Genomic DNA, 24,731 nt, shown 5'->3' with positions numbered 1-24,731 from the left:
TGGCCCTCTTAGTGAGGGCCTTTTTTTATCTACAGTATCAGTAAAAACCAGAAATATAATCAATTAAATTCACCTTTATTGGGAATATAAATAACCCTATAGTTCATGACATGAGCAAAGTTAAAGGGGTGATATGAATTTAGTTTTAGAGGCAGGGGGTGTTATCGAGCCTGAATTCAAAGTATTTGTTCAGAACCGGGTGCAGTTCTCTCTGAAGAAATTATTTTGGTTAGTCCATAAAATAAAAGTGAAATATTCAGTTGAGGTGCACTCTAGAACTGCCTGCAATCAAATCTGCTCTATAGAGATACAAACTGTGAATTGCCGTCCTATCGAGGTGAGCATTACTGCGAAAGATCAGCGCACCGCACTCGAAATGGGCTTAAGGAAAATACATAAATTACTGCAAAAAACCTTTCATCAGAGTCAGCAATATGGGCGTATTTCTAGGCGGATACTTCGTTAAATCTGGTGTACTCATGTATTAATTCATGCATTAATTCACCTATGCGTGACTGAAGGATCTGTGTTCAGTCACTCTATCAGTCTGTTAGATGACCAGGGTTGAATCTAATTTGTTAATTGATCTAGCCCCTTTGTGACACCTTAAATAAAGTGATCTGATGAATTTGTTGTCCTATTTCCAGGCTTTTGCGTTCAAAACTGTATCGGCGCTCCAAATTAGAGGTATTTACTCCGCCTTGACTAGATTAAGGGCTTGATAATGGAGGATTGTGTTTGCATTTAAGAATATTCGCCATGAGACGATCTAAGCCCCTTTTATTTGCTACGACTTGCCTTTGGTTTGCGGGCAGCGTTTTTGCACAAGGGCAAAAGCCGCTGACCGTCAACGAATTAATTTCAATGGCAATCAACTCTAGTCCGCAGGTATTGGCAGCCCGAGATCAATCTCAAGCGATTAAAGGTCAGCTTTCAACGGCTCGCGCTATTCCTAATCCTGATTTTGAGATTAATACTGGCCAACAACGATCAGTATCCGGGCCCCTAACAACCGGCAATGTGTCATCTTGGTCGGTAACGCAACCATTAGATATGCCTTACACCCGCTTTCCTAGAGTGAATGCTGCCGAGGCTAACGTTCGTGCGGCAGAAGCGGGTCGTGTTGCTTTTGAGATTGAAATTATTTCCAAGGTGCAACAGCGTTTTTATGAGGTGATGCGGCGTAATGCTGAATTAAGCGCGGCAGAGGCGGACTTGGATCTGACCAAACAAATTCGTGATCGTATGCAGATCCGCTATGACGTTGGTGAAACCGCACGTTTCGAGCTGATTAGAGCCCAGACAGAATTCTTAAATGCGCAGATTAATGCCGAATCGAGCAAGCTGCGGGTAATGCAGGCAAAAAGTATGTTGAGGCAGACAGTGGGACATGGCTTGCCTGCAGACTATTCGGTGGTGACGCAATCTATTCAGATTGAGGCGCTTCCCCCTTTAGCCACGTTAATACAGGAGCTACAAACTCAAAGCCCAGAATTACAGCGAGCCAAAGCTGAGGTCGAGTCTACTGAATCTAGACTGAGTTTTGAGCAAAACTCACGACTACCTCGAATTTCATTGAAGGCTCAGCAATATAACGATCCGAATTTTACGGATCGACAGTATGGCTTGGTGTTCAGTATTCCTATCTGGGATTTTAAGGGCGGCCAAATTGCTGAAGCACAGGCAAATGCTTCTAAAGCTAAAAATCTTCTCAATGCACAAAGTCAAAGCTTAGAGCAGCAAATGGAAACAGCCTATCAGCTGTACCAAATGACAAGCTATCAAGTCAAAATATTGGATCAAGAGGTAGTTCAGCTAGCTTCTAGTGCCAGAAGAATTGCTGAGGTGTCCTATCGTTATGGTGAGCGCGGTATGTTGGAGTACTTAGATGCCCAAAGAACCTTTAGGTTAGCCCGAAATGATCTAATTAGAGCCCGTTTTGATCTAGCCTCAGTATTAACGGAAATACAGCGCTTAAGGGCAACACCAGAGCTAATTGCAAAGATAGAAAGTGTAAGTCAATGAAGAAAAAATTCATTTTGGGAATGAATGTTATTAAAAGTTGGTATGTTCAATATATGAGCATTGCTAAGGTATACGCAAGAAGATGGGTTGCCGACATCATCAATGCCCAAAATAATATGTACACCCTGACGCATGATTGGTTTACTTCACATGTACCAAGCATTGCAAAGCAGTATGACAAAACGCCTCAGTGGACTCAAAAAGGATTGTTTTACTTGCCATGGTTTTGCGTATTTTTGCTGATTTTAAATTACTTCAATGTCTTTGATCCCAAGCCTTCGGTCAAATTAATTCAAGATCCGAACATCGTGGTCGTGAATAAAGATTTGCGGAATATGATTACAGAGGGTCGAGTGTATAGCGGCTCCTTTGTTGAGGAATTACGGGCTTCAGGCCGCATAGACTTTAATGAACTCTTTCTTTCTAGAATTGGGGCAAATGTCACCGGTCGTGTTTCAGATATTTTGGCTATTCCTGGCCAAGCAGTCAAGCAAGGTGACATTTTGGCTAAGATCACTTCTACAGAATTGACTCAATCCCAGTTATCTTATTTAAAGGCAAAGAGTGCAAGCCTACTCGCTGACCAAGCAGCCAATCGTGCCAGAATTTTGTACAAGGAAGATGTGATTGCTTTGGCAGAATTACAGAGGCGTGAAGCTGAAGCCAATAGTGCGAAGGCTGAGTATCGAGCCACTAACGACCAGTTACGAGTGCAGGGCATGGATCAGCCCAGTATCGATCGCCTTGCAAAATCAGGCGTCATTGAGTCTATCAATAATGTCATCGCAACTATACCCGGTCAGATTGTTGAACGTAAAATCAATAAGGGCCAAGTTGTACAACCTGCAGATGCACTCTTTACGGTTGCCGACTTAAGTACCTTATGGGCTATTTCAGAAATTCCGGAGAGTAATGCCTATTTAATTCGCAAGGGTCAAAAAGTTTCCTTGATTATTCCTGCTTTACGCAATACGGAAGTCGAAGGAGTCGTTGCACACGTTGACTCTATTGTGAACCCTCAAACACGGACCGTGATTGTCAGAATGGAGATCTCCAATCCAGACGGCCATATTAAGCCAGGCATGCTAGCAACGATGTTGATTGAAAGTCAGCCGACAGAAAGACTATTAGTTCCTCTTAGTGCGATTATTCGTGAAGATAACCATGATCATGTCTTTATTCGTGAAGATGGCGACAGATATCGAATGGTAGCGGTGAAGTTAGGCCCCGAAGGTAAAGGCTATCGACCAGTACTTTCCGGAATTAAGGAAGGTCAAGATATCGCAGTCAACGGTGCATATCATTTAAATACTGAGCGTAAGCGGCAGTTGAATGGTGGTTAAATCATGATTGAGAAAATTGTCCGCCTCTCACTGCAGCAGCGTTTATTGGTCATTATTATTGCTGCTGTTTTATTTATTGCGGGCTTATTGGCAACAAAGCGTTTATCAGTGGATGCTTTTCCGGATGTAACAAATGTACAGGTACAGATTGCATCAGAAGCGCCTGGCCGATCCCCAGAAGAGGTTGAGCGATTTGTTACGGTACCAATTGAGTTGGCGATGACAGGTTTGCCAGGCTTGATAGAAATGCGCTCCTTAAACCGCAATAATCTCTCTGTGATTACGCTTGTTTTTACAGAAAAAACCGATTTGTATTTTGCGAGGCAATTAGTCACTGAGCGTTTAATTGAGGTAGGCTCAAAAATGCCGATTGGTATTACACCTGTTTTGGCTCCTCCTTCAACGGGATTGGGTGAAATCTATCAGTACACCCTAGATCATCCTTCGGATGGAACAAGGCAGCTTACGATTGAAGAGCTAGAGGAGCGTCGAACTATCCAAGATTGGGTAGTGCGGCCAATGTTGCGCTCTATCTCGGGTGTGGCCGAGATTAATACGCAGGGTGGGTATGCGCGGGAATATCAGGTGCTAGTCAACCCAGAGAGATTGCGACACTATCAAATTAGTTTGCGTGATGTGTATGAGGCTCTCGCTAGAAATAATGCTAATTCTGGCGGTGGACAGTTACCCTCCTATGCTGAGCGTTACTTGATTCGTGGTGTAGGTTTAATTACTAAACCGGAGGATATCGAGAAAATTATTCTCAAAGAGGTCAAGGGCACGCCAATTTATGTGAAAAATATTGCAGAGGTTGTTATCGGCAGTGAAATTCGACAAGGCGCAGCGATCAAAAATGGCTATACCGAGAGCGTTGCTGGAATTATTCAAATGATTCGTGGCGGCAATGCCCGCGATGTCGTTAATCGTATTAAATCTAAAGTCGCGCAAATTAATGAGGGCAAGCAATTGCCTGATGGCTTGCAGATAGTTCCGTTTTATGACAGAACGGATCTAGTCGATGCTGCCATGTTTAACGTTGCTAAGGTATTGATTGAGGGTGTGATCTTGGTGGTGATCTTGCTCTTTTTATTCCTAGGGGATGTTCGCTCATCACTCATTGTGGTGGCAACCCTAATCCTCACGCCGCTATTAACATTTTTGGTAATGAATCGCTATGGTATTTCCGCTAACCTGATGTCTTTAGGTGGTCTTGCTATTGCCATTGGCATCATGGTCGATGGTTCAGTGGTCGTAGTTGAAAATACTTTTGGTAAGTTGGGCGCCAAACTCAAAACAGGTGAATCGAAGAACCGCATCATTTTAGAAGCGGCAACTGAGGTCGGTAAGCCAGTACTCTTTGGGGTAGGCATTATTATTTTAGTGTTCATGCCCTTGTTATCGCTTGAGGGCATGGAAGGAAAAATGTTTGCACCGATGGCCATTACGATTGCGATTGCATTGACAATCTCACTGATTTTGTCTTTTACACTCTCCCCAGTCTTATGCTCTTATATTCTGAAGGGTGGTAATGAAGATGACACTAAGCTAGTAAGTCGGCTACGAGCGCCATATGAGCGCTGGTTGCACTGGAGTCTGTCTAATCCTAAGTTAGTGCTTAAGCGTTCGTTTATTGCGTTAGCCGTCAGTATTTTAGGCTTCGTGATGCTAGGTAAGGCTTTTATCCCAGTGATGCAGGAAGGTTCTATCACGCCAGTCATCGTACGAGCCCCCAATATCTCTTTAGATGAGTCAATTAAATTAGAGTTTGAGGCGATTAAGCGAATCATGACGATACCTGGGGTCGAGATGGCTGTTTCTCGTTTGGGTAAAGGAGAGTCGCCCGCTGATCCTGGTCAGCCTAATGAGTCCGATCCGATTGTTACCCTAAAGCCTATTGGCGATCGACAGCTGAGCCAAGAAGAGATCGCACAAGAAATTCGGAGTAAGTTAAAAACGCTTCCGGGTATCGAGCTATCGATTTCTCAACCTATTGCTGCTCGAGTTGATGAGATGGTTTCTGGAGTACGCTCACAAGTCGCCATTAAGATTTTTGGTGATGACATGATCATCTTGCAAAAGCTAGGTGCTCAAATTAGCCAAATTTTGAGCAAGATGAAAGGTAGTAATGACTTACGTATTGAGCAAGCCTCTGGTCAGAATTACCTTAACATCACCATCAGGCGAGATGCTATCGCCCGTTATGGAATTAATGTTGCTGATGTGAATGAGGTAATAGAAACAGCAATTGGCGGCAAGCAGGCGTCGATAGTGTACGAGGGGGAAAGGCGCTTTCCTTTGATGTTGCGCTACCCATCTTCTTATCGAGATAAGGTCGATGCGATTGAAAATATTATTTTGCATTCACCGGATGGCGCCCAAGTATTGATGCGTGATTTAGCAGATATTGCATTGGTAGATGGCCCTGCGCAAATTTCTCGAGAGTCCGGTAAACGCCGCCTGGTCGTTGGTGTGAACGTGGAGGGTCGAGATTTAGCTGGTTTTGTGAGCGAGGCACAATCTCAAATCGCTAAAGAGCTTGAATTGCCTCAAGGCTATACCTTGCAGTGGGGTGGTCAGTTTGAAAACATGGAGCGGGCTATGGCGCGGCTGATGGTGATTATTCCGCTGACAATTTTAGCTATTTATTTTTTATTATTTATGCTGTTTAAGTCATTAAAGTTGGCAGGTTTAATTATTTTGGTGCTTCCATTTGCATCGATTGGCGGTGTCTTCGGCTTATTTATTACTGGTGAGTATTTGTCTGTGCCAGCCGCTGTAGGATTTATTAATTTGTGGGGTATTGCAGTATTAAATGGAGTGGTATTAATATCCTTTATTAAGCAACTGCGTGAAGACGGCTACTCAATGGAAGACGCCTTACTTCATGGTTGTGGGCATCGCTTTAGACCAGTAATGATGACTGCTTCTGTAGCGATGTTAGCTTTAGTGCCAATGCTTTTTTCTGGCGGCCCTGGCTCTGAAGTAACCAGGCCACTTGCAGCTGTTGTGATTGCGGGATTAGTTACCTCCACAGCACTAACATTATTAGTGCTCCCTGTTTTGTATAGATGGTTTGAAGATAAAGAGGTGGAAGCATGATGGAGGTCAAAGCGGTCGTTCGGCCCAATAAATTAGCAGCTCTTCGCACTGCGCTATTAGAGGTTCCGGGATTTCCGGGTATGACAGTGACGAAGGTTGAGGGCTGTAGTGCTGCTAACCGCACCGAAAAAGTCAATATTAAGGATGAGTTAACAGATTACTCTGCCAAGATCAAAATAGAAATGATCTGTAATGATGAGGCTGCACAGGTTTTGATGGATCGGATCGTGGCCATTTGTCAAACGGGTCAAATAGGGGATGGCATCGTATGGTGCACTGAGGTTCCTAAAGCTTTCTTTATCGCAAAGAGCAGCCTCTAATAACAATTCTGCAGAAATGGTTAGAATGCTTACTACCCTCTAAGGGGTAATCAGAGCGAATAAGGATTGAAATATGGGTGGTATTTCTCAGTGGGAACAGCTCAATGTGGAGCTGACCGCCGCTTTAGGCGGTTCTGTTCATTTCGATACGGCCCACCAAGCGGTCTATGCCTCCGAGGCATCGAATTATCGTCAAATTCCGATTGGGGTCGTCACCCCCAAAAATACCGAAGAATTTATTAAAGGTATTGAAATCTGCCATCGAAATAAAGCGCCCGTACTGATGCGTGGAGCGGGTACTTCTATGAATGGCCAGACTGTCAATAACGCAGTCGTGTTTGATATCTCCAAATACTGCAATCACATTCTGGACTTAGATCCTCTGGCTGGTTCGGCGACTGTTGAGCCAGGTGTGATTTGTGATTCATTGCGTGATGCAGCAGAAATACATGGCTTAACCTTTGCACCAGATCCGTCTACGCATAGCCGCTGTACCTTAGGAGGCATGGTAGCGAATAACTCTTGCGGTGCACATTCTGTGATGGCGGGTAAGACATTAGAGAATACGGAAGCCTTAGAAATTCTGACCTATGATGGCGAGCGATTCTGGGTTGGCCCAACCTCTGATGAAGAGTTGGAACAAATTATCGCAGCGGGCGGGCGTAAGGGCCAGATCTATCAAGATCTACTGACTTTACGCGATCGCTATGCCGAGCTGATTCGTGCGCGCTTTCCGAATATCAAGCGTCGTGTCTCGGGCTATAACTTAGATCAACTACTACCAGAGAACGGTTTTAATGTTGCCCGCGCTTTAGTAGGAACAGAGGGTACCTGCGCGCTCACGCTAGCTGCCAAAGTAAGGTTAGTGAGAAGTCCCCCAAAGCGGGTAGTACTGGTGCTCGGCTTTGAGGATATTTATGTCGCGGGAGATGCAGTACCGGAATACCAGTCCTTTGGCCCCATTGCCATCGAAGGTTTAGATTACAAGATTATTCGTGGCTTGCAGCAGCGTAATTTAGCTAAAGCAGAGATTGACTTATTGCCTGCAGGTAATGCATGGGTCGTCGTTGAATTTGGTGACGACACAATAGAGGGGGCAATTGCCCAAGCTGAAAAGGCTGAGCAATATTTCAAGACTAGAACGAAAGGTCCGCAGCCTTCCACCTGGTTGGTTCCTGATGCGCAATTACAAAAGCGCATTTGGTCTATTCGGGAGAATGGCGCTTCTGCGACCCATCTTTCGATTGACCCCAAGGGTCCAGATCCGGTAGTGGGTTGGGAAGATGCCGCTGTTGACCCTGCCCGTTTAGGTGATTACTTGCGCGCATTTCAGGCACTGGTCGACTCTTATGGTTATGACACCTCCCTATACGGCCATTTTGGTGACGGTTGTGTCCATGCCCGTATTACATTTGATTTCCGAACCGCAGAAGGGGTGGCTAAATTTAGATCATTCATTCGCGATGCTGCAACGCTAGTGGTTTCTTTTGGGGGCTCATTAACGGGTGAGCATGGTGATGGTCAGGCCAGAGCTGAATTCTTACCCATTATGTTTGGTGAAGAGTTAATGGGTGCAATGCATGAGTTCAAGCGTATTTGGGATCCACAAAATAAGCTTAATCCTGGAAAAGTAGTTCATCCCTATCGCGTGGATGAAAACCTACGCATGGGCCCAGAATATAAGATTGTCAATATTAAAACCCGTCTCAATTTCTTGAGTCAAGAAGGTAATGGTTTTCAGAGAGCGGTTGAGCGTTGTGTTGGAATGGGTAAATGCCGTAGCGAGAAGGTTGGCACGATGTGCCCCAGTTATCGCGTGACCAAAGAAGAGCGTTTCTCAACTCGTGGCCGCTCACGACTCTTTTGGGAAATGCTGCAAGGTGAAATTATTAAAGATGGATGGGAAAGCAAGGAGCTTAAAGATGCCTTGGATACTTGCCTATCTTGCAAGGGCTGTAAGAGTGACTGTCCTGTGCACGTAGATATGGCCTCCTATAAAGCCGAATTTTTATCCCACTATCACGAGAAGCACGGCAGACCGCGCCAGGCCTTGACGATGGGGCGCATTGGCGATTGGGCTCCTCTCGCTAGCCGGTTTGCTTGGCTGGTTAATACGGTGATGCAAACACCTGGCTTATCGTCTTTTGCCAAATGGGTTGGCGGTGTGGCCCAAGAGCGTAGTCTGCCTCGGTTTGTAAGCCCCTCCTTCAGTCAGCAATTTAAGCCAGTGGCTCAAAAGGGCGTTGATCAGAAAAAAGTCATTTTGTGGGTAGATACTTTTTGCGAGCATTTCCATCCGGGGGTGGCTAATGCAGCAGTAGAGGTTTTAGGACATGCTGGTTTTGAGGCTACGCTACCAAAGACCCCTTTGTGTTGCGGTCGGCCTCTATATGACTTCGGTTATTTGGATTTAGCCAAGCAAAAGCTTGAGAAGATACTCGACGCACTGGGTGATCAAATTGATGGCGCCCAAGATTCACCAATAGCAGTAGTGGGACTTGAGCCAGGGTGTATGTCGGTCTTCAAAGATGAATTGTTGAAATTTTTCCCGCATGATCCGAGGGCGAAATTACTTTCATCGAGCACGTACCTACTGGGGGATTTTTTACATGAGCACGGTTACACCCCACCGCCTTTAGATTGCAATATTTTGGTGCACTCACACTGTCATCAAAAATCACTATTTGGCACTAAGGGTGATGTAGCCCTGCTGACAGCCTTAGGTGCACAAGTCAATTACATCGATAGTGGATGTTGTGGCATGGCTGGGTCTTTTGGTTTCAATCCAGAACATGTAGAACTCTCAAAGGCAGTGGGTGAGCTAGTACTTCTGCCAGCGATTCGCTCTACCGAGCAAGACACCATTATTTTGACAAATGGCTTTAGTTGTCGAGAGCAGATCGAGCAAGAGACCGGAAGGAAGGTTAAGCATTTGGCCGAACTTCTGCAGATGGCCCACCAAGCCTAGAGTCTTAGTAGGCATAGACAAATAAAAACCCCGAATTGAATTCGGGGTTTTCTTTAAGAGCGAATTAAATAGTCAAAGGCAGAGAGTGACGCCTTTGCACCTTCGCCCATTGCGATGATGATTTGCTTGTAAGGGACTGTTGTGCAATCACCCGCAGCAAACACACCTGGCATAGATGTTTCACCCTTCTGATCGACGATGACCTCGCCGCGTGGGGATAAGTCGATAGACCCTTTAAGCCAGTCGGTGTTCGGAAGTAATCCAATTTGAACAAAAATACCTTCCAGTGCAATGTCATGCATCTGTTGACTAGCCCGATCTTCATATCGCAAGGTAGTTACTTTATTGTCGGCCCCTAAAACTTCTTTACTGAGAGCATTAGTAATGACGGTGACATTGGGCATGCTGTACATCTTCTTTTGCAAGACCGCATCAGCGCGCAATTTAGTATCGAATTCGACTAAAGTGACATGATTAACTATTCCAGCCAAATCAATCGCCGCTTCAACCCCTGAGTTTCCTCCGCCAATGACAGCAACACGCTTACCTTTGTATAAAGGGCCATCGCAATGCGGGCAGTAGGCGACACCCTTACCACGGTACTCTTGTTCACCGGGTACATTCATTTCACGCCAGCGTGCGCCGGTACTCAAAATAACGGTCTTACTTTTGAGGGTTCCACCATTTTCTAGTGTGATTTGAATTTCTTCACCAGACTTACTAAGACCTGTCGCTTTCTGAAGATTCATGATCTCGACATCGTAAGCTTTGACGTGCTGCTCTAAGGCCATAACTAACTTTGGACCCTCTGTTTCTTGTACAGAGATAAAGTTCTCAATACCGACAGTATCTGCAACCTGACCACCAAAACGCTCAGCCAGAATACCGGTTCTAATACCCTTTCTAGCGGAGTAGATGGCTGCCGAAGCACCGGCAGGGCCACCACCAATGATGAGAGAGTCATACAGCGCTTTGGCGCTAAGTTTTTCTGCATCACGTGCGGCTGTATTGGTATCCAACTTTGCTGCTATTTCTTCAACGGTCATTCGTCCCTGACCAAATACCACGCCATTTAAAATGACGGTTGGGACAGCCATGATTTGGTATTGATCTACCAGGCCTTGAAAAAGGGCTCCATCAATCATTTCATGCTCGATATTGGGGTTGATGGCGGACATCAAGTTCAGTGCCTGAACAACATCGGGGCAGTTGTGGCACGACAAAGAAATAAAGGTCTGAAAGTGTAGCTTTCCAGTCAGTCCTCGAATGCTTTCAAGAATGTCTTCCTCTACCTTGGGTGGGTAACCACTAGATTGCAGAATAGCCAGGATAAAAGAGGTCATCTCATGACCCATAGGCAAACCTGAAAAAGCAATACGCGCCGCTTCATCCGTCTTGCCAACTGTAAAGCTAGGTGTATTTTTGCTATGGCCTGAAGTTTGAATAGTAATTTTGTCAGACTGCTCTGCTACTTCATTTAATAATTCGAGCATTTGAGCCGAGGCTGGGCTGTCATCTAGCGTAGCGGTAAGCGTAACTGGACTGACAATCTTTTCAAAGTAAGTTTTTAATTGGGTTTTGATATTGGTGTCTAACATATAGTGCTTTCTGTACTTGAATGGCAATAAGATTTGATCAACTTTGATGAATCTATTGGAGAGGAGATTGACATCACCTCCTCTCCAATAGACTCTCCTTGGAGAGTCTGACTGGTAGTGCTGTTGTAGCTTTAAATACTTAGATCTTGCCTACGAGGTCTAAAGAAGGTGTCAATGTTGCAGCGCCTTCTTTCCACTTAGCTGGGCAAACTTCACCTGGGTGAGCAGCGGTGTACTGAGCAGCTTTAAGCTTACGTAATGTCTCGGAAACATCACGAGCGATTTCATTTGAATGAATCTCAGCAGTTTTAATGATGCCTTCTGGATTGATGATGAATGTGCCACGTAATGCCAAACCATCTTCATCGATGTGTACACCAAATGCACGTGTGAGGGTATGCGTTGGATCGCCAACCAATGGGAACTTTGCTTTACCTACTGCAGGTGATGTCTCGTGCCATACCTTATGTGAAAAATGCGTATCTGTAGTAACGATATATACCTCAGCTCCCATCTTCTGGAACTCAGGATAGTTCTCTGCAGCATCTTCAATTTCTGTTGGGCAATTGAAAGTAAATGCAGCAGGCATAAAAATGAGTACGGACCATTTACCTTTGAGTGTTTCGTCAGTGATGGTCACAAACTTACCATTGTGGAAAGCTTGGGTTTTGAACGGCTGAACAGCAGTGTTAATGATGGACATGTTTTTTTCCTATAAAAGTTGAAATATTGTTTCGCAACGATGTTATTTTAGGCGGTATTTATATATCTGCATAATAATTTAATTTAATATTGGTAATCTAATTTATAGATCAACAAAATGGCTTATGAATGCCCTTTTTACCCCTGATGGGCTGACTCGATGCCCCTTTCTTTTTGAGTCGCAATTCCACAAGGTTCTGCATAATGGAGAAATAACAAAAAAGTGGCAATTCTTTAATGAATCACGCAGCAATTGACAACCTTTTAGGAGACTTGATCTTGAATAAAATGACATTACTGGCATCGTTTGGAGCTGTGTGCATGACGCTAGCGGCAACGTCCGCCCATTCTCAAGTCCCCACTTACCCAGACAGGCCAGTAACCCTCATCGTGGGATACGCTCCGGGCGGCGCAACCGACCGAGTTGCCCGTATGGTCGGCAAGGTACTAGCAGATCAGACAAAGCAGACTTTTATTGTTGAAAATAAAGCGGGCGCCAATAGTAATGTTGGGGCTGAGATGGTTGCACGCGCCAAGCCGGATGGCTATACCTTGTATGTTGGTTCAATCGCAAATACGATTAATCACTCGCTGTACAACAAACTCAATTTCGATCTCAACAAAGACTTTAAGCAGGTCGCGCTACTAGCGTTGGTTCCCAATATGTTGGTGGTGAACCCCAACTTGCCCATTAACTCCGTTAAACAATACATTGCTTACGCAAAAGCAAATCCCGGAAAACTGACTTGCGCTTCTTCCGGTAGCGGCTCATCCATCCATCTCTCTTGTGAATTATTTAAGATCGATACGGGCACCAATATCCTACATATTCCTTACAAAGGAAGCGGTCCTGCAGTGGCGGATTTATTAGGTGGTCAAGTAGATTCCATGTTTGATAATCTGCCTTCCTCAATTGGTCAAGTCAGGGCAGGTAAGTTGCGCGCTCTTGGCGTCACAACTGCTACTCGTGTCCCTTTTGCACCAGAGATTCCTACGCTGATTGAGCAGGGTATTCCGGGTTTTGCAGTGACATCTTGGTTTGGCGTCATGGCGCCAGCAGGTACACCGCAGGTAATATTGGATAAGCTCAATCTAGAAATTAATAAAGCGCTCAACACTACTGAAGTGAAGGCAAGTTACTTTGCCGCTGGATTTATTTCTCCACCTGCCCCAAATTCTCAGCGTCAATATGGGGATTTTGTTACTAGTGAAATTGACCGTTGGAATAAAGTTATTGCCGCTGGCAATATCAAGGTAGATTAAGCGATAGCTTGGTTACATCATTAACAAATACCAGTAATAAGGTTTTCAGTGCACCCAATTGATTTTTTCTTTCGTGCGGCCAAACGCTCTCCAGAGCGGATTGCGCTAGAGAGTCCTTCTGAGCAGTTAAGTTATCAAGTCCTAGCGCAAAGAGTGCAAGCTTTAGCCTGTGCTCTGCAGGCAATAGATCCAGAGCCACAAAGTCGAGTGGCTATTGGCGCAGGAAACACCCTTGAGCATGTCACGGCACTGTTGGCGGTATTAGCGGCTGGTAAGGTGTGGGTGCCCTTAAATGTACGCAGTACCCCATCTGAGATTGCTCGTATTACTGCCACCATTGAGCCTAGTATTGTTATCACCGATGGCAAAGGGGCTGAACTGATCGGGCCGGGTCTTTTTACTTGGCTACGCTTAGATCCGGGTTTTGAATCGGATCATTGTATTGCTAGTTTGTCCTTGCGATATGCTGGTCAGGTGCCCAGCATCAATGCAGTAGATGAAGAAGGTATTCAGGCCATCAAGTTCACTGGTGGTACTACTGGAGTACCCAAGGGTGTGATGCAACCCTATCGTGCTTGGATGGCGGGGATCATTAATCAAATCAATGGTTGGCAAATTACACAAGAGGATTGTTATGTGGTGACAGCGCCAGTCACGCATGGCACATCAACCTATCTTTTGCCGCTGTTGGCACAAGGTGGCAAGCTCTTATTTTTGGATAAGACGGATCCCTCATCAGTCATTCAAGCATTTCGAGAGCTAGGTGGCACGATGAGCTTTATGCCGCCCACCCTCATCTATATGGTGATGGCCTATCCAGGCGTTTCCAAGGCAGACTTTCCGCGCTTGCGGAATCTGATTTATGGCGGTGCCCCCATGCCCGCTGAAAAAGTGGATCAAATTAGAGCATTCTTTGGTGAGGTATTGGGTACAAACTATGGACAAACAGAGGCGCCACAGGTTGCTACGATCATGCCCCCTTCTGGATTTGCTGATCCCCGCAATCGCGGCTCTGTTGGTCTTTGTACTTGGCTTTCAGACTTAGCGATCATGTCGCCAGCTGGTACGATCTTGCCAGAAAATACGATTGGCGAAGTAGTCATTCGTGGCCACTTAGTCATGAAGGGGTACTGGCGTTTACCTGAAAAAACAGCTGAGACCTTAATTGATGGATGGTTGCATACCGGCGACGTTGGTTTGATTGATGAACGTGGTTATTTGTTCTTAAAAGACCGTATTCGTGATGTCATTATTACCGGCGGATTTAATATTTATCCCACAGATGTGGAAAATATTCTTTCTCAACATCCCGCAGTGTATGAATGCGCTGTATTTGGGATGCCTGATGAAAAGTGGGGTGAGGCAGTCCACGCCGCTATTCAGCTCCGGCCTGAAATGACTTGCGAGCCAGCAGAATTGATTGCCTTTGTTAAGGAGGCGCTTGGGTCTGTCCATGCTCCCAAGGTAATTCATTTCTTTGACAAGCTACCCGTATCCTCTGTTGGTAAGGTACTAAAAACGGCTATTCGAGAACAGCTCACGAGCCGCTAATGGTCTTTAGGAATTTTAATTTATTTAATGTAATCAACCGATTTAAGGTGACCATATGAGTAGTTCTGCTAATAAAAAAATACCCGCTACGAAGTTATGTGCTCATACATTGACGAGCATGCATTATCGTGACGCTGATTTAGTTAATGACTTGTTGGGTAAAAAGACGTTTACAGAAGTCATGTTTATGCAAATCATGGGACGAGAACCACGCGGTGTAGATATGCGCATATTGGATGCCGCATTAATTACTTTAATGGAGCATGGCTTTACCCCCAGCGCAATTGCGACACGCATGATCTATATGAGCGCTCCTGAGAATTTGCAGGGTGCAGTCGCTGCTGGCTTAATGGCTGTGGGAAGTCAGTTTGTGGGCACTATGGAAAATAATGCGGTGATCTTGGAGCAGTTAGTTCAATCCAAAGATCCTGCTGGTTTAGCTGAGTCCATCGTGATGGATATCAAGAAAAACAAGCAGCATTTACCTGGATTTGGACATCATCTGCACAAGCCGGATGATCCACGTTCTATTCAGTTACTGGCGTTAGCTGAGGCTGAGCCTGAGCTACCTAAAACCTATTTGCAAGCATTGCGATTGTTGGCGGCTACAGTAGATCGTGTGTATGACCGACACATCACAATCAACGCCACAGGGGCAATAGCTGCGCTGCTCGGAGAGATCGGTGTTCCTCCTCGTCTGATGCGGGGCTTTGCAGTGATATCTCGAGCAGCAGGACTTGTTTCACATATCGCTGAAGAGCAGCAAGATCCTGCCGGTCGATTTATTTGGGAAACGATTGATGATGCCATTCCTTATATTGGGAATGGTCCAAGCGCAAAAAATAATCCACATGAGTAACGATAGGGTCAATCCTAAACCTGCTGTATTGGTCACGGGAGGTAGTGGCGGTATCGGGCGCGCCATTGTGCAGCGTTGTCTAGAAGATGGCTATCAGGTAGTTAATTTAGACAAAGTAGTTCCGCATCAAGTGCTCGATGGTGAAACGGTATTTCAAATAGATTTAACGGATACTCAAGAAATCCAAGATGTCATGCACAAAATATGCTCAGATATGACAGTGTTACGCGTTGTTAATAATGCAGGCTTTATTCGTCCTGGCGCTCTAGAGGATGTTTTGCTGGAGGATTTTGATGCTGTATACGCGCTCAATTTACGTGCACCGATGTTAATTTTTCAGGCAATACTGCCTTCGATGCGTCGGGCTCGATTTGGCAGGGTAGTAAATATTGCTAGTCGTGCAGCGCTGGGTAAAGCTGATCGTACAGTCTACTCAGCAACCAAGGCTGGCTTGTTGGGGATGACACGCACCTGGGCCCTAGAGATGGCCGCCTTTGGTATTACTGTTAACGCCATAGGGCCAGGACCAATTGCGACAGCATTATTTACTTCAGGTAATCCACCAAATTCACCTAAAACCAAAAAAATTATTGAATCGATTCCAGTCCAGCGGATGGGTCAGCCTGAGGATATAGCGCATGCAGTATCTAGTTTTTTGGATGAGCGCGCAGGTTTTACAACAGGCCAGGTACTTTACGTCTGTGGCGGCATGACAGTCGGCCTTGGACAGGTGTCCTAAGCTTCATGGCTTGTGCTATTAATTTATTGCATTCTTATAAAGGTGTATCAGTATGATTTATCAAATAGCTAATTTACTATTACAGGCTTTGGTGAGCATCATTGGGGGTGCTTGCTTAATTCGTTGTTACATGCAATTTTTTCATATTAATTTAGGCCGAGCAGGAGGCTATCAAATTAGCGGTTATTTACTCAGTCTGACTAACTGGATCATCATGCCTTTGCGAAAAGTGTTACCCAGTATTGGTAGGCTGGATTCTGCAAGCTTAGTAGCGGCCTACTTGATAGCCTTATGCAAAATTGGTGTTTTGTGGTTTTTAAGTGGTGCGCCGGTTATGGTGGGTAGTGTGCTGCTGATGAGCGCCTTTGAATTGCTCAACCTCTTTTTATCTGGAGTCATTGGCGCTGTGTTTGTGAGCATCATCCTCTCGTGGTTTGCTGCTACTTCAATGGTTTACTATTTCGTGGCTGCATTGACAGAGCCTTTATTACAACCATTTCGTAATGCTTTGCCAAAAATAGGAATGATTGATTTATCTCCTCTGGTGCTCTTGATAGCTGTACAGATTCTGCAAGTGCTTGTTGCTAGTGTGCAGACGACTTTATTGTCGATGGTTTCCTGAGTGTATAGATAACCCTCACCCTTGAGGGCAGTTAATTTTGGGCGGGGATCATTGTGGCTACCTCAGTAGCCTCCAGAATTAAGGTTTTCACGTTAGGATTTGTTAAACGTACTTTTGCGCCCTGGAAGTACACATCCGCCTGAGTCATACCCAGAGTCAACACCTTAAATGGCGGTCTGCCATAAAAAGAGGTGCCAGCACCGGGCTCAAGCAATTTGTTTTGAATCTTTCCGGAGGCATCAACAACACATACAGTCTGCTTAGTTTTGGCTTGCACATAAACCATATCAGCTGATTTACGAGGTGCCTCTGGCTTGTAGCTCAGAATGCCCTCTTCAGCCGGGCAAGCAAGGGATACATCTGTTGTAGTCAATAGTGCCACAGCAGCTGGCGCTACGGGGGCCGTTGTTGGTTCAACAACAACCACAGAAGGGGCCGGCACAGGCACGGGATCTGTAGCTACAGTCGTTGTTGCTGGAGCAACCTCAATCACCTCTTCCGTTATGACGATCCCTTTATCTGGCGCATCTGTAAAAAATAAAGGGCGTAAATTGATCACTGAAAATACAATTACAGCAAACAGACTTAATCCGATAAACAATTTCCGGGGTACTAACTTGGTTTTTGTTGGAGCCAAATCATCAGAAATTTTTGACGGGCTAGCATTCACTCGTTCTTTATCCGGGGCCTCGAGTTTTTGAGGAGCGACCTCAACAGCACTAGGGATATTGCCCTCAAAAGCATCTTGCTCATTCAGGCCTAATAGACTCGCTACTTTCTTTGCAGCAGTATATTTAACTTGTGCACCATAAAAGGAACTCATTTCACCATTCTCTATTTGCTCAATTTGGCGAGTCGAGAGGCAGGCTTTCAAGCCCAGTTCTTTAGTGCTCAAGCCAAGCTTTTCCCTGGCGCTAGTAAAAGCCTCTTTCTGAATCTGCGCAACCTTTGTGTTGGTACTCACAAAAGTATCTTTGACTGTTGAGTCGACATCATTTTCTGGTTTCTGAAGGAAAATAAAAAGAGCTGTAAATTAACTCTCAGCTTATCAACATAAAGCGTCAGTAGTATTACAGTCAAAGCATTTTGCAACCAAGACATTAATCTAGTCTACTCGTATCTGATTCCATACCCTAACTTTATTTATCTTATGCATTTCGTCTGCATCTAGCTTGGCGGCAAGTACCATCCGCGTCTAAGTATGAGATAGGGCGGTTCTGCTGCTGACAGTATTTAAGTACTAATCCTTTAGTAGATAAGAGTGGGTTTCCTATGTAAACCAGGACCCCACCACAGGCTTTAAAGAGCTATTTCTGACAATGCATGCGGTAATAATAAGCCCCGCATAAGCGAGGCTTATTAACCTTTGTATTGCTGGAGGGTCAGGCGCGATTCGAACTCGCGACCAACGGATTAAAAGAAATTATGCCTTTACAAATCCTCATATAAATCAATGCTTAGTAGTTGGCTAAAACGGGTGTGCGATTGAGTGTGCGATTACCTCTCAGTAAATAGTTCAAAGCCCCAGGAAATGATAGAGCATCCCGATTTAAATAATGTGTAGTATATTACACAATTTGTGCTATAGTCCACTTATGAACTTACGCGAAATCGGTCTCAAAGTCGGGCAGCGTCGAACTGATCTGGGTTTATCTCAAGATCGGCTGGCAAAGCTTTGCGGTCTCTCAAGATCGACCATTCATCATCTAGAGAAGGGTAGTTTGAATGATTTGGGCGCAGCTAAGTTACTGTCTTTGCTATCGTTGCTGGGTTTAGATGTGATTACTCAAGAGCATCATCAAAAGCACCATGGCCTTGATATGGCAAGTAAGACGGCAAGCGTGAGCTATAGGACAAAGTTACATAGTAGTGACTTATCACGTTCATTGGCGTGCGGAGAGTTGCCTGAAAATATTTACCCTCATGTGGCATCTTTATTGGATGAAGCGCCATTAGGGATTATTGTGTCTGCAGTTGAGGAAGCGGCAAAGATTAATCACGTGGCACCCAAGGTTATTTGGAAAAATATTCATCGGTGGGCACATGAGATGCATTCACCAAGATCGGCTTGGGCTTAATCTATGAGTAATATTATGGAGCGCGATCTTCCTGAAGGCGCATGGAAAGATTTGCTACCCCATGCGCTTTCGATTATTGAAGATATTAAGAGCCACGGAACGCCTGACCCATTCTGGACTTTTGGCGGAGGTACAGTGTTGATGTTTCGTTATCAGCATCGTCTTAGTAAAGACATTGATATTTTTGTCCCAGATCCTCAGTATTTAGGATTTGTTACTCCGCGCTTGAGTGATGTAGCTGCTGCGGTAAGCGCTGACTATGTTGAAGATCAGAGTTCTTACGTTAAGTTAATTCGTCCAGAAGGGGAGATTGACTTTGTAGCATCCCCAAACCTAACTGAAGCGCCATTTGAGATGTGGAATATTGGTGGGCAGCATATTCGGGTGGAAACTGCCGTAGAGATCGTGGCTAAGAAATTATGGCATCGAGGTGATAGGGCGACTGCTCGTGATTTATTTGATCTGTCTTTAGTTATTGAGCGTGAACCTGAGGACTTGGTAAAGTCTGCTAAGTTCTTGCGAAAGAATGCTGAGCAATTTATTAGTCAGATTGCTAGCAGGGCGGCAGTATTAAAAGCCCAGTTCTCTGAAATTGATGTGCTTAATTACAGACCAGGTTACGACGAGGCTGCGCAAAGAGCGGTCACATTCCTAGGCTCACTTAAGTGAATATGGATTTGATGCTGGTTTGCTAGCAAATAATAGGTCTTAAGCAGATATAAAGAAGCTTTTTTGATGGATGTCATGGGTAATAAAAAGCCCCGCAGAAGCGAGGCTTGGTAATGCTGGTGGGTCGGGCGAGATTGGCTACGCCGAAACTTCGTTTTCGAACTCGCGACCAACGGATTAAAAGTAAAAGTGGCTCTTCAAAAACCTATATGAATCAATGCTTTGCAAGCACATAAAAGTGGTGTGCGATTGAGTGTGCGATTGCTTATTAGTGCCTAGTTTGGATCTGTGGGGCGCATCAACACTTTCGAGCAGGCTACAAGCGTTACTTTAAGTAACGGTGGAGCCTCGAGTAACAGTGATTCGTCCCAAGGCCAAGTTCGCTGGTTAGAATCGTGCTGGGCAGGCCAAACTCTCATGTAAATTGATTAGATGGGCTGTGATGTAGGTTCATCATTAATCCGTGTGTTGCTTTATGAATAAAACGCCCTCAAACGAGGACGTTTTAATGAGTCCTAAATCTTTTTTATTTGTTAGGTGCTTTAGCGTAACGTAAGTAAGGTAGTTTTACGTCAATTTCACCAAACCGTGTTTTTGCTGCTTCATTAGATAGGTTCAGGGCAACGATCACATCCTGACCAGGTTGCCAGTTTGCTGGCGTAGCAATAGGCACCCCATCAGTCATTTGTATTGCATCGAGCGCTCTTAGTATCTCGGCAAAATTACGCCCAACTGACATAGGATATGACATTGTTAAGCGAATCTTCCTATCTGGCCCAATGATAAATACAGTTCGAACAGTAGCCGTGTCTGCAGGAGTTCTACCGTCTGCAAGATATGCCTCTGCTGGCAACATATTGTAGAGCTTAGCAACTTGAAGTGATCTGTCGTCAATGATAGGAAAATTAGCCGGTACACCAGCAGTAGCCTCAATATCGCGTATCCACTTGTGGTGTTCTTCAACGCTATCTACCGATACGCCCATCACTAAAGTGTTTCTCTTTACAAATTCTTTAGCTAACAATGCTAAAGCGCTAAATTCAGTAGTGCAGACTGGTGTGAAGTCTTTTGGGTGTGAAAACAAGATAGCGTAATGATCCCCCATTTAATTATGCAGACTTATTTTTCCAGCAGTTGAGTCGGTTGTGAAATCTGGCGCAACATCATTGATTCTTAGTGACATATTGAAGTTCCTTTTAATTTTTTAGTTCATTCATTAGGCGTCAACAAAAGAGCCTATGTTTTGATCTAGATCAAATGAATTTAACCTTTTTCTTGCACAATTTATCTTCCTTGGTGATGTGTACAGTAGTTAATTAAATATATTATTAATTTATAAAATGATTGTGTTTAATCAATTGCGGCTTAGAAGCTTAAAAGTAGTGTGCCTTCTCACCACTAGAAAGTACTGTTTTCTTAATGATCTGATGAAAGAGTCACCTTTATGCAATACAGCAAAAACACAATAAAACCAAGTGCGTATTGGAATCCCTTGCTAGCAGGACTTGCCTTAGGCCTTGTTCTCTTGCTCACTTTTGTATCTACAGGTCACGGACTTGGCGCTACAGGCTTCACCACACGACTAATAGCTTGGCTTGGAATGCAAGTTGTACCCGCTGCCACATTGGCAAATGATTATTTAGGCGGAATGGCTGAGGACACTTATCCGCTAAATGCATGGATTAGTTGGCAAGTAATTGGCTTAGCCATTGGAGCACTGGTATCTGCATATCTAGCACACCGAATATATTTTCAATTAGATGGCAAAGTATTTCTTGGCGGTGCAAAGCGTCCAATCACCGCTTTATTGGGCGGATTGTTGGCTGGTTTCGGGGCACGTATTGCAGCCGGCTGTACAAGTGGCCTAGGTTTATCAGGCGCTGCTACTTTAAGTATTGCTGCTTTTGTCTTCCTAGCAACTTTTTTTGCGGCTGGAATACTGGCTACAAAGTTGATGAAAGTAGGTCAATAAGATGAATGAAATCATATCTGGATTAATGCTTGGTTTTGGTTTCGGTTTTGTATTGGAGCGGGCAGGATTTGGCAACCCAAATAAGTTGACTGGTCAATTTCGGTTTACTGATTGGTCTGTTTTTAAGGTGATGTTTACTGCTATTGTATTTACCGCTATCGGATTGATGGCTCTGAAATACTTAGGTTATATACAGATAGATCAGCTTTTCGTACCCCCGTCATTTTTGGGTGCCGCTGCTTTGGGCGGTGCACTGGTAGGGGTAGGCTTCGCAATTGGCGGCTATTGTCCTGGGACTTCAATAGTGGGTCTAATGTCCGGTCGTATAGATGCCGGTATCTTCCTGATTGGTCTGCTGTTAGGAACTGTAATATTTTCTCTTGCTTATCCTGTAATTGAAAGTGTGACGTCCTTGGGGGAATATGCCCAAGGAGATACCCTCATGGTATTGCTCAATACGAGCGATATTTATATCAATATTGCCATGGTGATAGCTGCCATAGCTATTTTTATATTTGGTGGCTGGATGGAAAAGCGCTCTAGTGGCACCGTTTGCTCGAAATAAATTTAATCATATTCAAAAAGGATATTAAATGTCTACGAAATTAAAGATTGCGGCACTCTCAGTAGCATTGGCTGGTCTTACAGCAGCTCCGCTAGCACATTCAGCCGATACACCAGTAAAGGCCCCTACAAGTTCGGAACAAAGCAATCCATGCGCTCCCAAAAAGAAAAAAGCAACCAATCCCTGTGGCCCAGCCAATCCATGCGCCCCTAAAAAGCGCAAAGCTGCTGAGTAAATATAAGCAAAATGACCATCCTATTTTTTTAAATTTGCTATGTTGATGAAATCTACTCTTTGCCTTTCTGCTCAAGAGATATTAAATATCTACGAACGCTATGCTAAAAAAGGGGTGACGCTTTCTGAAGTGGCACTTTGTGGAGCAAAAGAATTTATTGAGTTAACCCATTACCCAAAGAATGATGTTGTCGACCTTGTGAGTGGGTATGAGTTTTATTATCATGCCCACCCGACATCAAGCACGGCTAGTAGGGAGCATGGTCATTTTCATTTATTTCAAAGGCAAAAGAACCAGACATTTATCCATTTAATCGCCATTTCTTTAAATCCGCAAGGATTACCAGTGAGGCTATTCACATGCAATCAGTGGGTGACAGGCGAAACTATGGTTGAGTCAAGTAAGGTCATTGAGAGCTTAAAAGATTTTGATCTTGAACTGAAAGGGCGCCTCGGACCCATTGCTAGATGGGTAACTGCTATGACTACATTATATTTCTATGAAATGAGCGCCTTAATCCATGCTCGTGATCAAAAATTAATCGACTTAGAACCAGCTTTTAGTAGTCGCAGTCAGTTACTAGAGTCTAAGCAGCATCATGAGCTGACGCAATGTGATATTGAATTAATGGCTAGTTTTTCTCAGCATTTAACTATTACTAATTACTAAGGAGTGGGTATGAAGAAGATACTGTTTTTATTAATCGCTTGCATAACGTTATTTTTCAGTACGGCACATGCTGTGAGTCTACCTGGGCCAGTGGTTAGTACTGAATGGCTGGCAGCCAATATGACAAATGTACAAATTTTAGAGGTCAGGGGAGATGTCGCAAGCTATACCCGTTTGCCTGAATTTGAAGTGGATAAAAAGACCGGCAAGAAACTATTAGTGGAAGTAGGTGGCCATATCATTGGTTCTAACTTCCTTGATTTTAAAAAGGTCAGAGTAGATAGATTAATAGATGGTAAAAAAATTAAATATCTCATACCTGAAAAATTAGACTTTGAAAAAATAATTCAAGCTGTTGGTATTAATTCAGATAAGCCCATTATTTTGGTTCCAGTTGCTCTAGATATGTCTGATATCGACGAGGCACTTCGTACCTATTGGCAATTTAAGGTATATGGCGAAGATAATATTGCAGTGTTAGATGGCGGCATGGCTGGCTGGTTATCTGAAGGTCGTGATTTTTCCACTGCTTCTGCTGCTAAGTCGATCGGTAATTGGACGGCAAAGGCGGAGCGTCAAGAATTGATTGCAAATTCAGAGCAAGTGGCTGCCGCATCAAAAAATGGCCAATCTACGTTAATTGACGCACGGCAACCTGCACAGTTTCTAGGTTTGAGCAAGCGGGACTATGTTCTGACTTATGGCCATATTGCCGGCGGCAAGCAATTCGCTCCCGAGTTACTTGCAAAGTCGAAAAAAGGCGCGCTCTATTTTTGGGATAAGAATACCTATCAAGCTTTATTTTTAGCAAATGATATTAGCACCAAGATGCCTGCAATTAGTTACTGCAATAGTGGTCATCTGGCTGCTGGTGGATGGTTCGTTATGTCTGAGCTTGTTGGCAATCCATCAACTAAGCTTTATGACGGCTCTTTGTATTTATGGACGCTTGAAGGGCGTCCGACTGTAGGCGTTCCACTTAATTAAGTATTTTAAATTTATCAACTTGGAGAAATCATATGAAATGCAATATTGGAACTATGGATCGCATCATGCGCATCAGCGCTGGTTTGATACTAATTGGGTTGGCTGTAGGAAATGTTATCGGTAGTTGGGGCTGGATCGGTATTGTGCCTTTAGCTACTGGCCTCATCAAATTTTGTCCTTTATATCCAATCTTGGGCTTGAATTCTTGTGGACAAAAAGGAAGTAAAAAATAATCCTATTAAATAAATACCGCTTATCTCCTCTTGGGAAATATGATGGTTGAATACTAATAAAGTAAAGACAAAATGATTGATACCCTAATGTTGAGCCGTATCCAATTTTCGAGCAACATCACATTTCATATTCTCTTTCGGTAATCGTCCCCTAGGTTAACCGTCCTTGAAGGTAGAATTTTCTCAATTAGAGGAGTTCTGCATGAAACGTTCTAAATTTACCGATTCCCAGAT

The 24,731-nt window shown here is 44.3% G+C and carries 23 protein-coding genes; 19 read left to right on the top strand and 4 right to left on the bottom strand.

From position 1 onward, the window contains the following. The first annotated feature begins 133 nt into the window (after positions 1–133). The 6 genes from B0G85_RS04090 (at position 134) to B0G85_RS04065 (ending at position 9,755) form a co-directional block, all read left to right on the top strand. Positions 134–466, top strand: coding sequence for a hypothetical protein (locus B0G85_RS04090; RefSeq protein ID WP_100379201.1), 333 nt, complete (start codon positions 134–136; stop codon positions 464–466). Between the two features lie 293 nt (positions 467–759). Next, positions 760–2,025 (top strand): TolC family protein, encoded by a 1,266-nt coding sequence (locus tag B0G85_RS04085; protein WP_100379200.1) that lies wholly within the window; start codon positions 760–762, stop codon positions 2,023–2,025. Further along, complete coding sequence (locus tag B0G85_RS04080) at positions 2,022–3,368, top strand: efflux RND transporter periplasmic adaptor subunit (protein ID WP_100379199.1); 1,347 nt, start codon at positions 2,022–2,024, stop codon at positions 3,366–3,368. Before B0G85_RS04085 ends, B0G85_RS04080 begins: the two co-directional genes overlap by 4 nt. Positions 3,369–3,371: 3 nt before the next feature. After that, positions 3,372–6,467: an efflux RND transporter permease subunit gene (locus B0G85_RS04075; protein ID WP_100379198.1), complete on the top strand. Its 3,096-nt coding sequence runs from the start codon at positions 3,372–3,374 to the stop codon at positions 6,465–6,467. Next, complete coding sequence (locus B0G85_RS04070; RefSeq protein WP_100379197.1) at positions 6,464–6,787, top strand: P-II family nitrogen regulator; 324 nt, start codon at positions 6,464–6,466, stop codon at positions 6,785–6,787. Before B0G85_RS04075 ends, B0G85_RS04070 begins: the two co-directional genes overlap by 4 nt. A 73-nt stretch (positions 6,788–6,860) precedes the next feature. Continuing rightward, complete coding sequence (locus tag B0G85_RS04065; RefSeq protein WP_100379196.1) at positions 6,861–9,755, top strand: FAD-binding and (Fe-S)-binding domain-containing protein; 2,895 nt, start codon at positions 6,861–6,863, stop codon at positions 9,753–9,755. Between the two features lie 53 nt (positions 9,756–9,808). On the opposite strand, the gene ahpF is transcribed toward B0G85_RS04065, so the two are convergent. Together ahpF and ahpC are read right to left on the bottom strand one after the other, a co-directional pair. After that, entirely contained in the window at positions 9,809–11,353 is a 1,545-nt protein-coding gene (gene ahpF / locus B0G85_RS04060; protein WP_100379195.1) for an alkyl hydroperoxide reductase subunit F, read from the bottom strand. A 139-nt stretch (positions 11,354–11,492) separates the two neighbouring features. After that, complete coding sequence (gene ahpC / locus B0G85_RS04055) at positions 11,493–12,056, bottom strand: alkyl hydroperoxide reductase subunit C (RefSeq protein WP_100379194.1); 564 nt, start codon at positions 12,054–12,056, stop codon at positions 11,493–11,495. A 287-nt stretch (positions 12,057–12,343) separates the two neighbouring features. Here ahpC and B0G85_RS04050 point away from each other — a divergent pair, with 287 nt between their 5' ends. Genes B0G85_RS04050 through B0G85_RS04030 form a run of 5 tightly spaced genes read left to right on the top strand, consistent with a single transcriptional unit; the run spans position 12,344 to position 17,089 of the window. Next, positions 12,344–13,318 (top strand): Bug family tripartite tricarboxylate transporter substrate binding protein, encoded by a 975-nt coding sequence (locus B0G85_RS04050; protein ID WP_100379547.1) that lies wholly within the window; start codon positions 12,344–12,346, stop codon positions 13,316–13,318. A gap of 48 nt (positions 13,319–13,366) precedes the next feature. Next, positions 13,367–14,869: a class I adenylate-forming enzyme family protein gene (locus tag B0G85_RS04045; RefSeq protein WP_100379193.1), complete on the top strand. Its 1,503-nt coding sequence runs from the start codon at positions 13,367–13,369 to the stop codon at positions 14,867–14,869. A gap of 55 nt (positions 14,870–14,924) precedes the next feature. Further along, positions 14,925–15,728: a citryl-CoA lyase gene (locus tag B0G85_RS04040; protein ID WP_100379192.1), complete on the top strand. Its 804-nt coding sequence runs from the start codon at positions 14,925–14,927 to the stop codon at positions 15,726–15,728. Beyond that, the gene (locus tag B0G85_RS04035; protein WP_100379191.1) at positions 15,721–16,467 is read left to right on the top strand and encodes an SDR family oxidoreductase; all 747 of its coding nucleotides are present in this window, start codon (positions 15,721–15,723) and stop codon (positions 16,465–16,467) included. Before B0G85_RS04040 ends, B0G85_RS04035 begins: the two co-directional genes overlap by 8 nt. Positions 16,468–16,519: 52 nt before the next feature. Further along, positions 16,520–17,089, top strand: a complete 570-nt coding sequence (locus B0G85_RS04030; protein WP_100379190.1) for a YggT family protein — start codon at positions 16,520–16,522, stop codon at positions 17,087–17,089. 31 nt (positions 17,090–17,120) lie between these two features. On the opposite strand, the gene B0G85_RS04025 is transcribed toward B0G85_RS04030, so the two are convergent. Next, complete coding sequence (locus B0G85_RS04025; protein WP_157799278.1) at positions 17,121–18,053, bottom strand: helix-turn-helix domain-containing protein; 933 nt, start codon at positions 18,051–18,053, stop codon at positions 17,121–17,123. A 631-nt stretch (positions 18,054–18,684) separates the two neighbouring features. Here B0G85_RS04025 and B0G85_RS04020 point away from each other — a divergent pair. Beyond that, complete coding sequence (locus B0G85_RS04020) at positions 18,685–19,167, top strand: helix-turn-helix transcriptional regulator (protein ID WP_157799277.1); 483 nt, start codon at positions 18,685–18,687, stop codon at positions 19,165–19,167. 3 nt (positions 19,168–19,170) lie between these two features. Next, on the top strand, positions 19,171–19,836 hold the full coding sequence (locus B0G85_RS04015) for a nucleotidyl transferase AbiEii/AbiGii toxin family protein (protein ID WP_232725937.1): 666 nt from the start codon (positions 19,171–19,173) through the stop codon (positions 19,834–19,836). A gap of 526 nt (positions 19,837–20,362) precedes the next feature. Here the strand turns inward: B0G85_RS04015 and B0G85_RS04010 are convergent. After that, the gene (locus B0G85_RS04010; protein WP_232725936.1) at positions 20,363–20,941 is read right to left on the bottom strand and encodes a redoxin domain-containing protein; all 579 of its coding nucleotides are present in this window, start codon (positions 20,939–20,941) and stop codon (positions 20,363–20,365) included. 339 nt (positions 20,942–21,280) lie between these two features. Here B0G85_RS04010 and B0G85_RS04005 point away from each other — a divergent pair, with 339 nt between their 5' ends. Genes B0G85_RS04005 through B0G85_RS03980 form a run of 6 tightly spaced genes read left to right on the top strand, consistent with a single transcriptional unit; the run spans position 21,281 to position 24,497 of the window. After that, positions 21,281–21,808: a YeeE/YedE thiosulfate transporter family protein gene (locus B0G85_RS04005; protein ID WP_100379187.1), complete on the top strand. Its 528-nt coding sequence runs from the start codon at positions 21,281–21,283 to the stop codon at positions 21,806–21,808. 1 nt (position 21,809) lies between these two features. Further along, positions 21,810–22,373: a YeeE/YedE thiosulfate transporter family protein gene (locus B0G85_RS04000; RefSeq protein ID WP_100379186.1), complete on the top strand. Its 564-nt coding sequence runs from the start codon at positions 21,810–21,812 to the stop codon at positions 22,371–22,373. A gap of 28 nt (positions 22,374–22,401) precedes the next feature. Beyond that, the gene (locus tag B0G85_RS03995; RefSeq protein WP_100379185.1) at positions 22,402–22,608 is read left to right on the top strand and encodes a hypothetical protein; all 207 of its coding nucleotides are present in this window, start codon (positions 22,402–22,404) and stop codon (positions 22,606–22,608) included. A gap of 45 nt (positions 22,609–22,653) precedes the next feature. Continuing rightward, entirely contained in the window at positions 22,654–23,277 is a 624-nt protein-coding gene (locus tag B0G85_RS03990; protein WP_157799276.1) for a DUF6969 family protein, read from the top strand. Between the two features lie 9 nt (positions 23,278–23,286). Further along, on the top strand, positions 23,287–24,264 hold the full coding sequence (locus B0G85_RS03985; RefSeq protein WP_100379183.1) for a sulfurtransferase: 978 nt from the start codon (positions 23,287–23,289) through the stop codon (positions 24,262–24,264). A 32-nt stretch (positions 24,265–24,296) separates the two neighbouring features. Further along, a complete protein-coding gene (locus B0G85_RS03980; protein WP_100379182.1) occupies positions 24,297–24,497 on the top strand; it encodes a YgaP family membrane protein in 201 nt (66 codons plus the stop codon). Positions 24,498–24,731 lie beyond the last annotated feature (234 nt).

Source organism: Polynucleobacter brandtiae, from assembly GCF_002797575.1.
GTDB classification, from domain to species: domain Bacteria; phylum Pseudomonadota; class Gammaproteobacteria; order Burkholderiales; family Burkholderiaceae; genus Polynucleobacter; species Polynucleobacter brandtiae.
The sequence above is the reverse complement of the archived record's forward strand: the minus strand, read 5'-3'. Positions and strand labels throughout refer to the sequence as shown.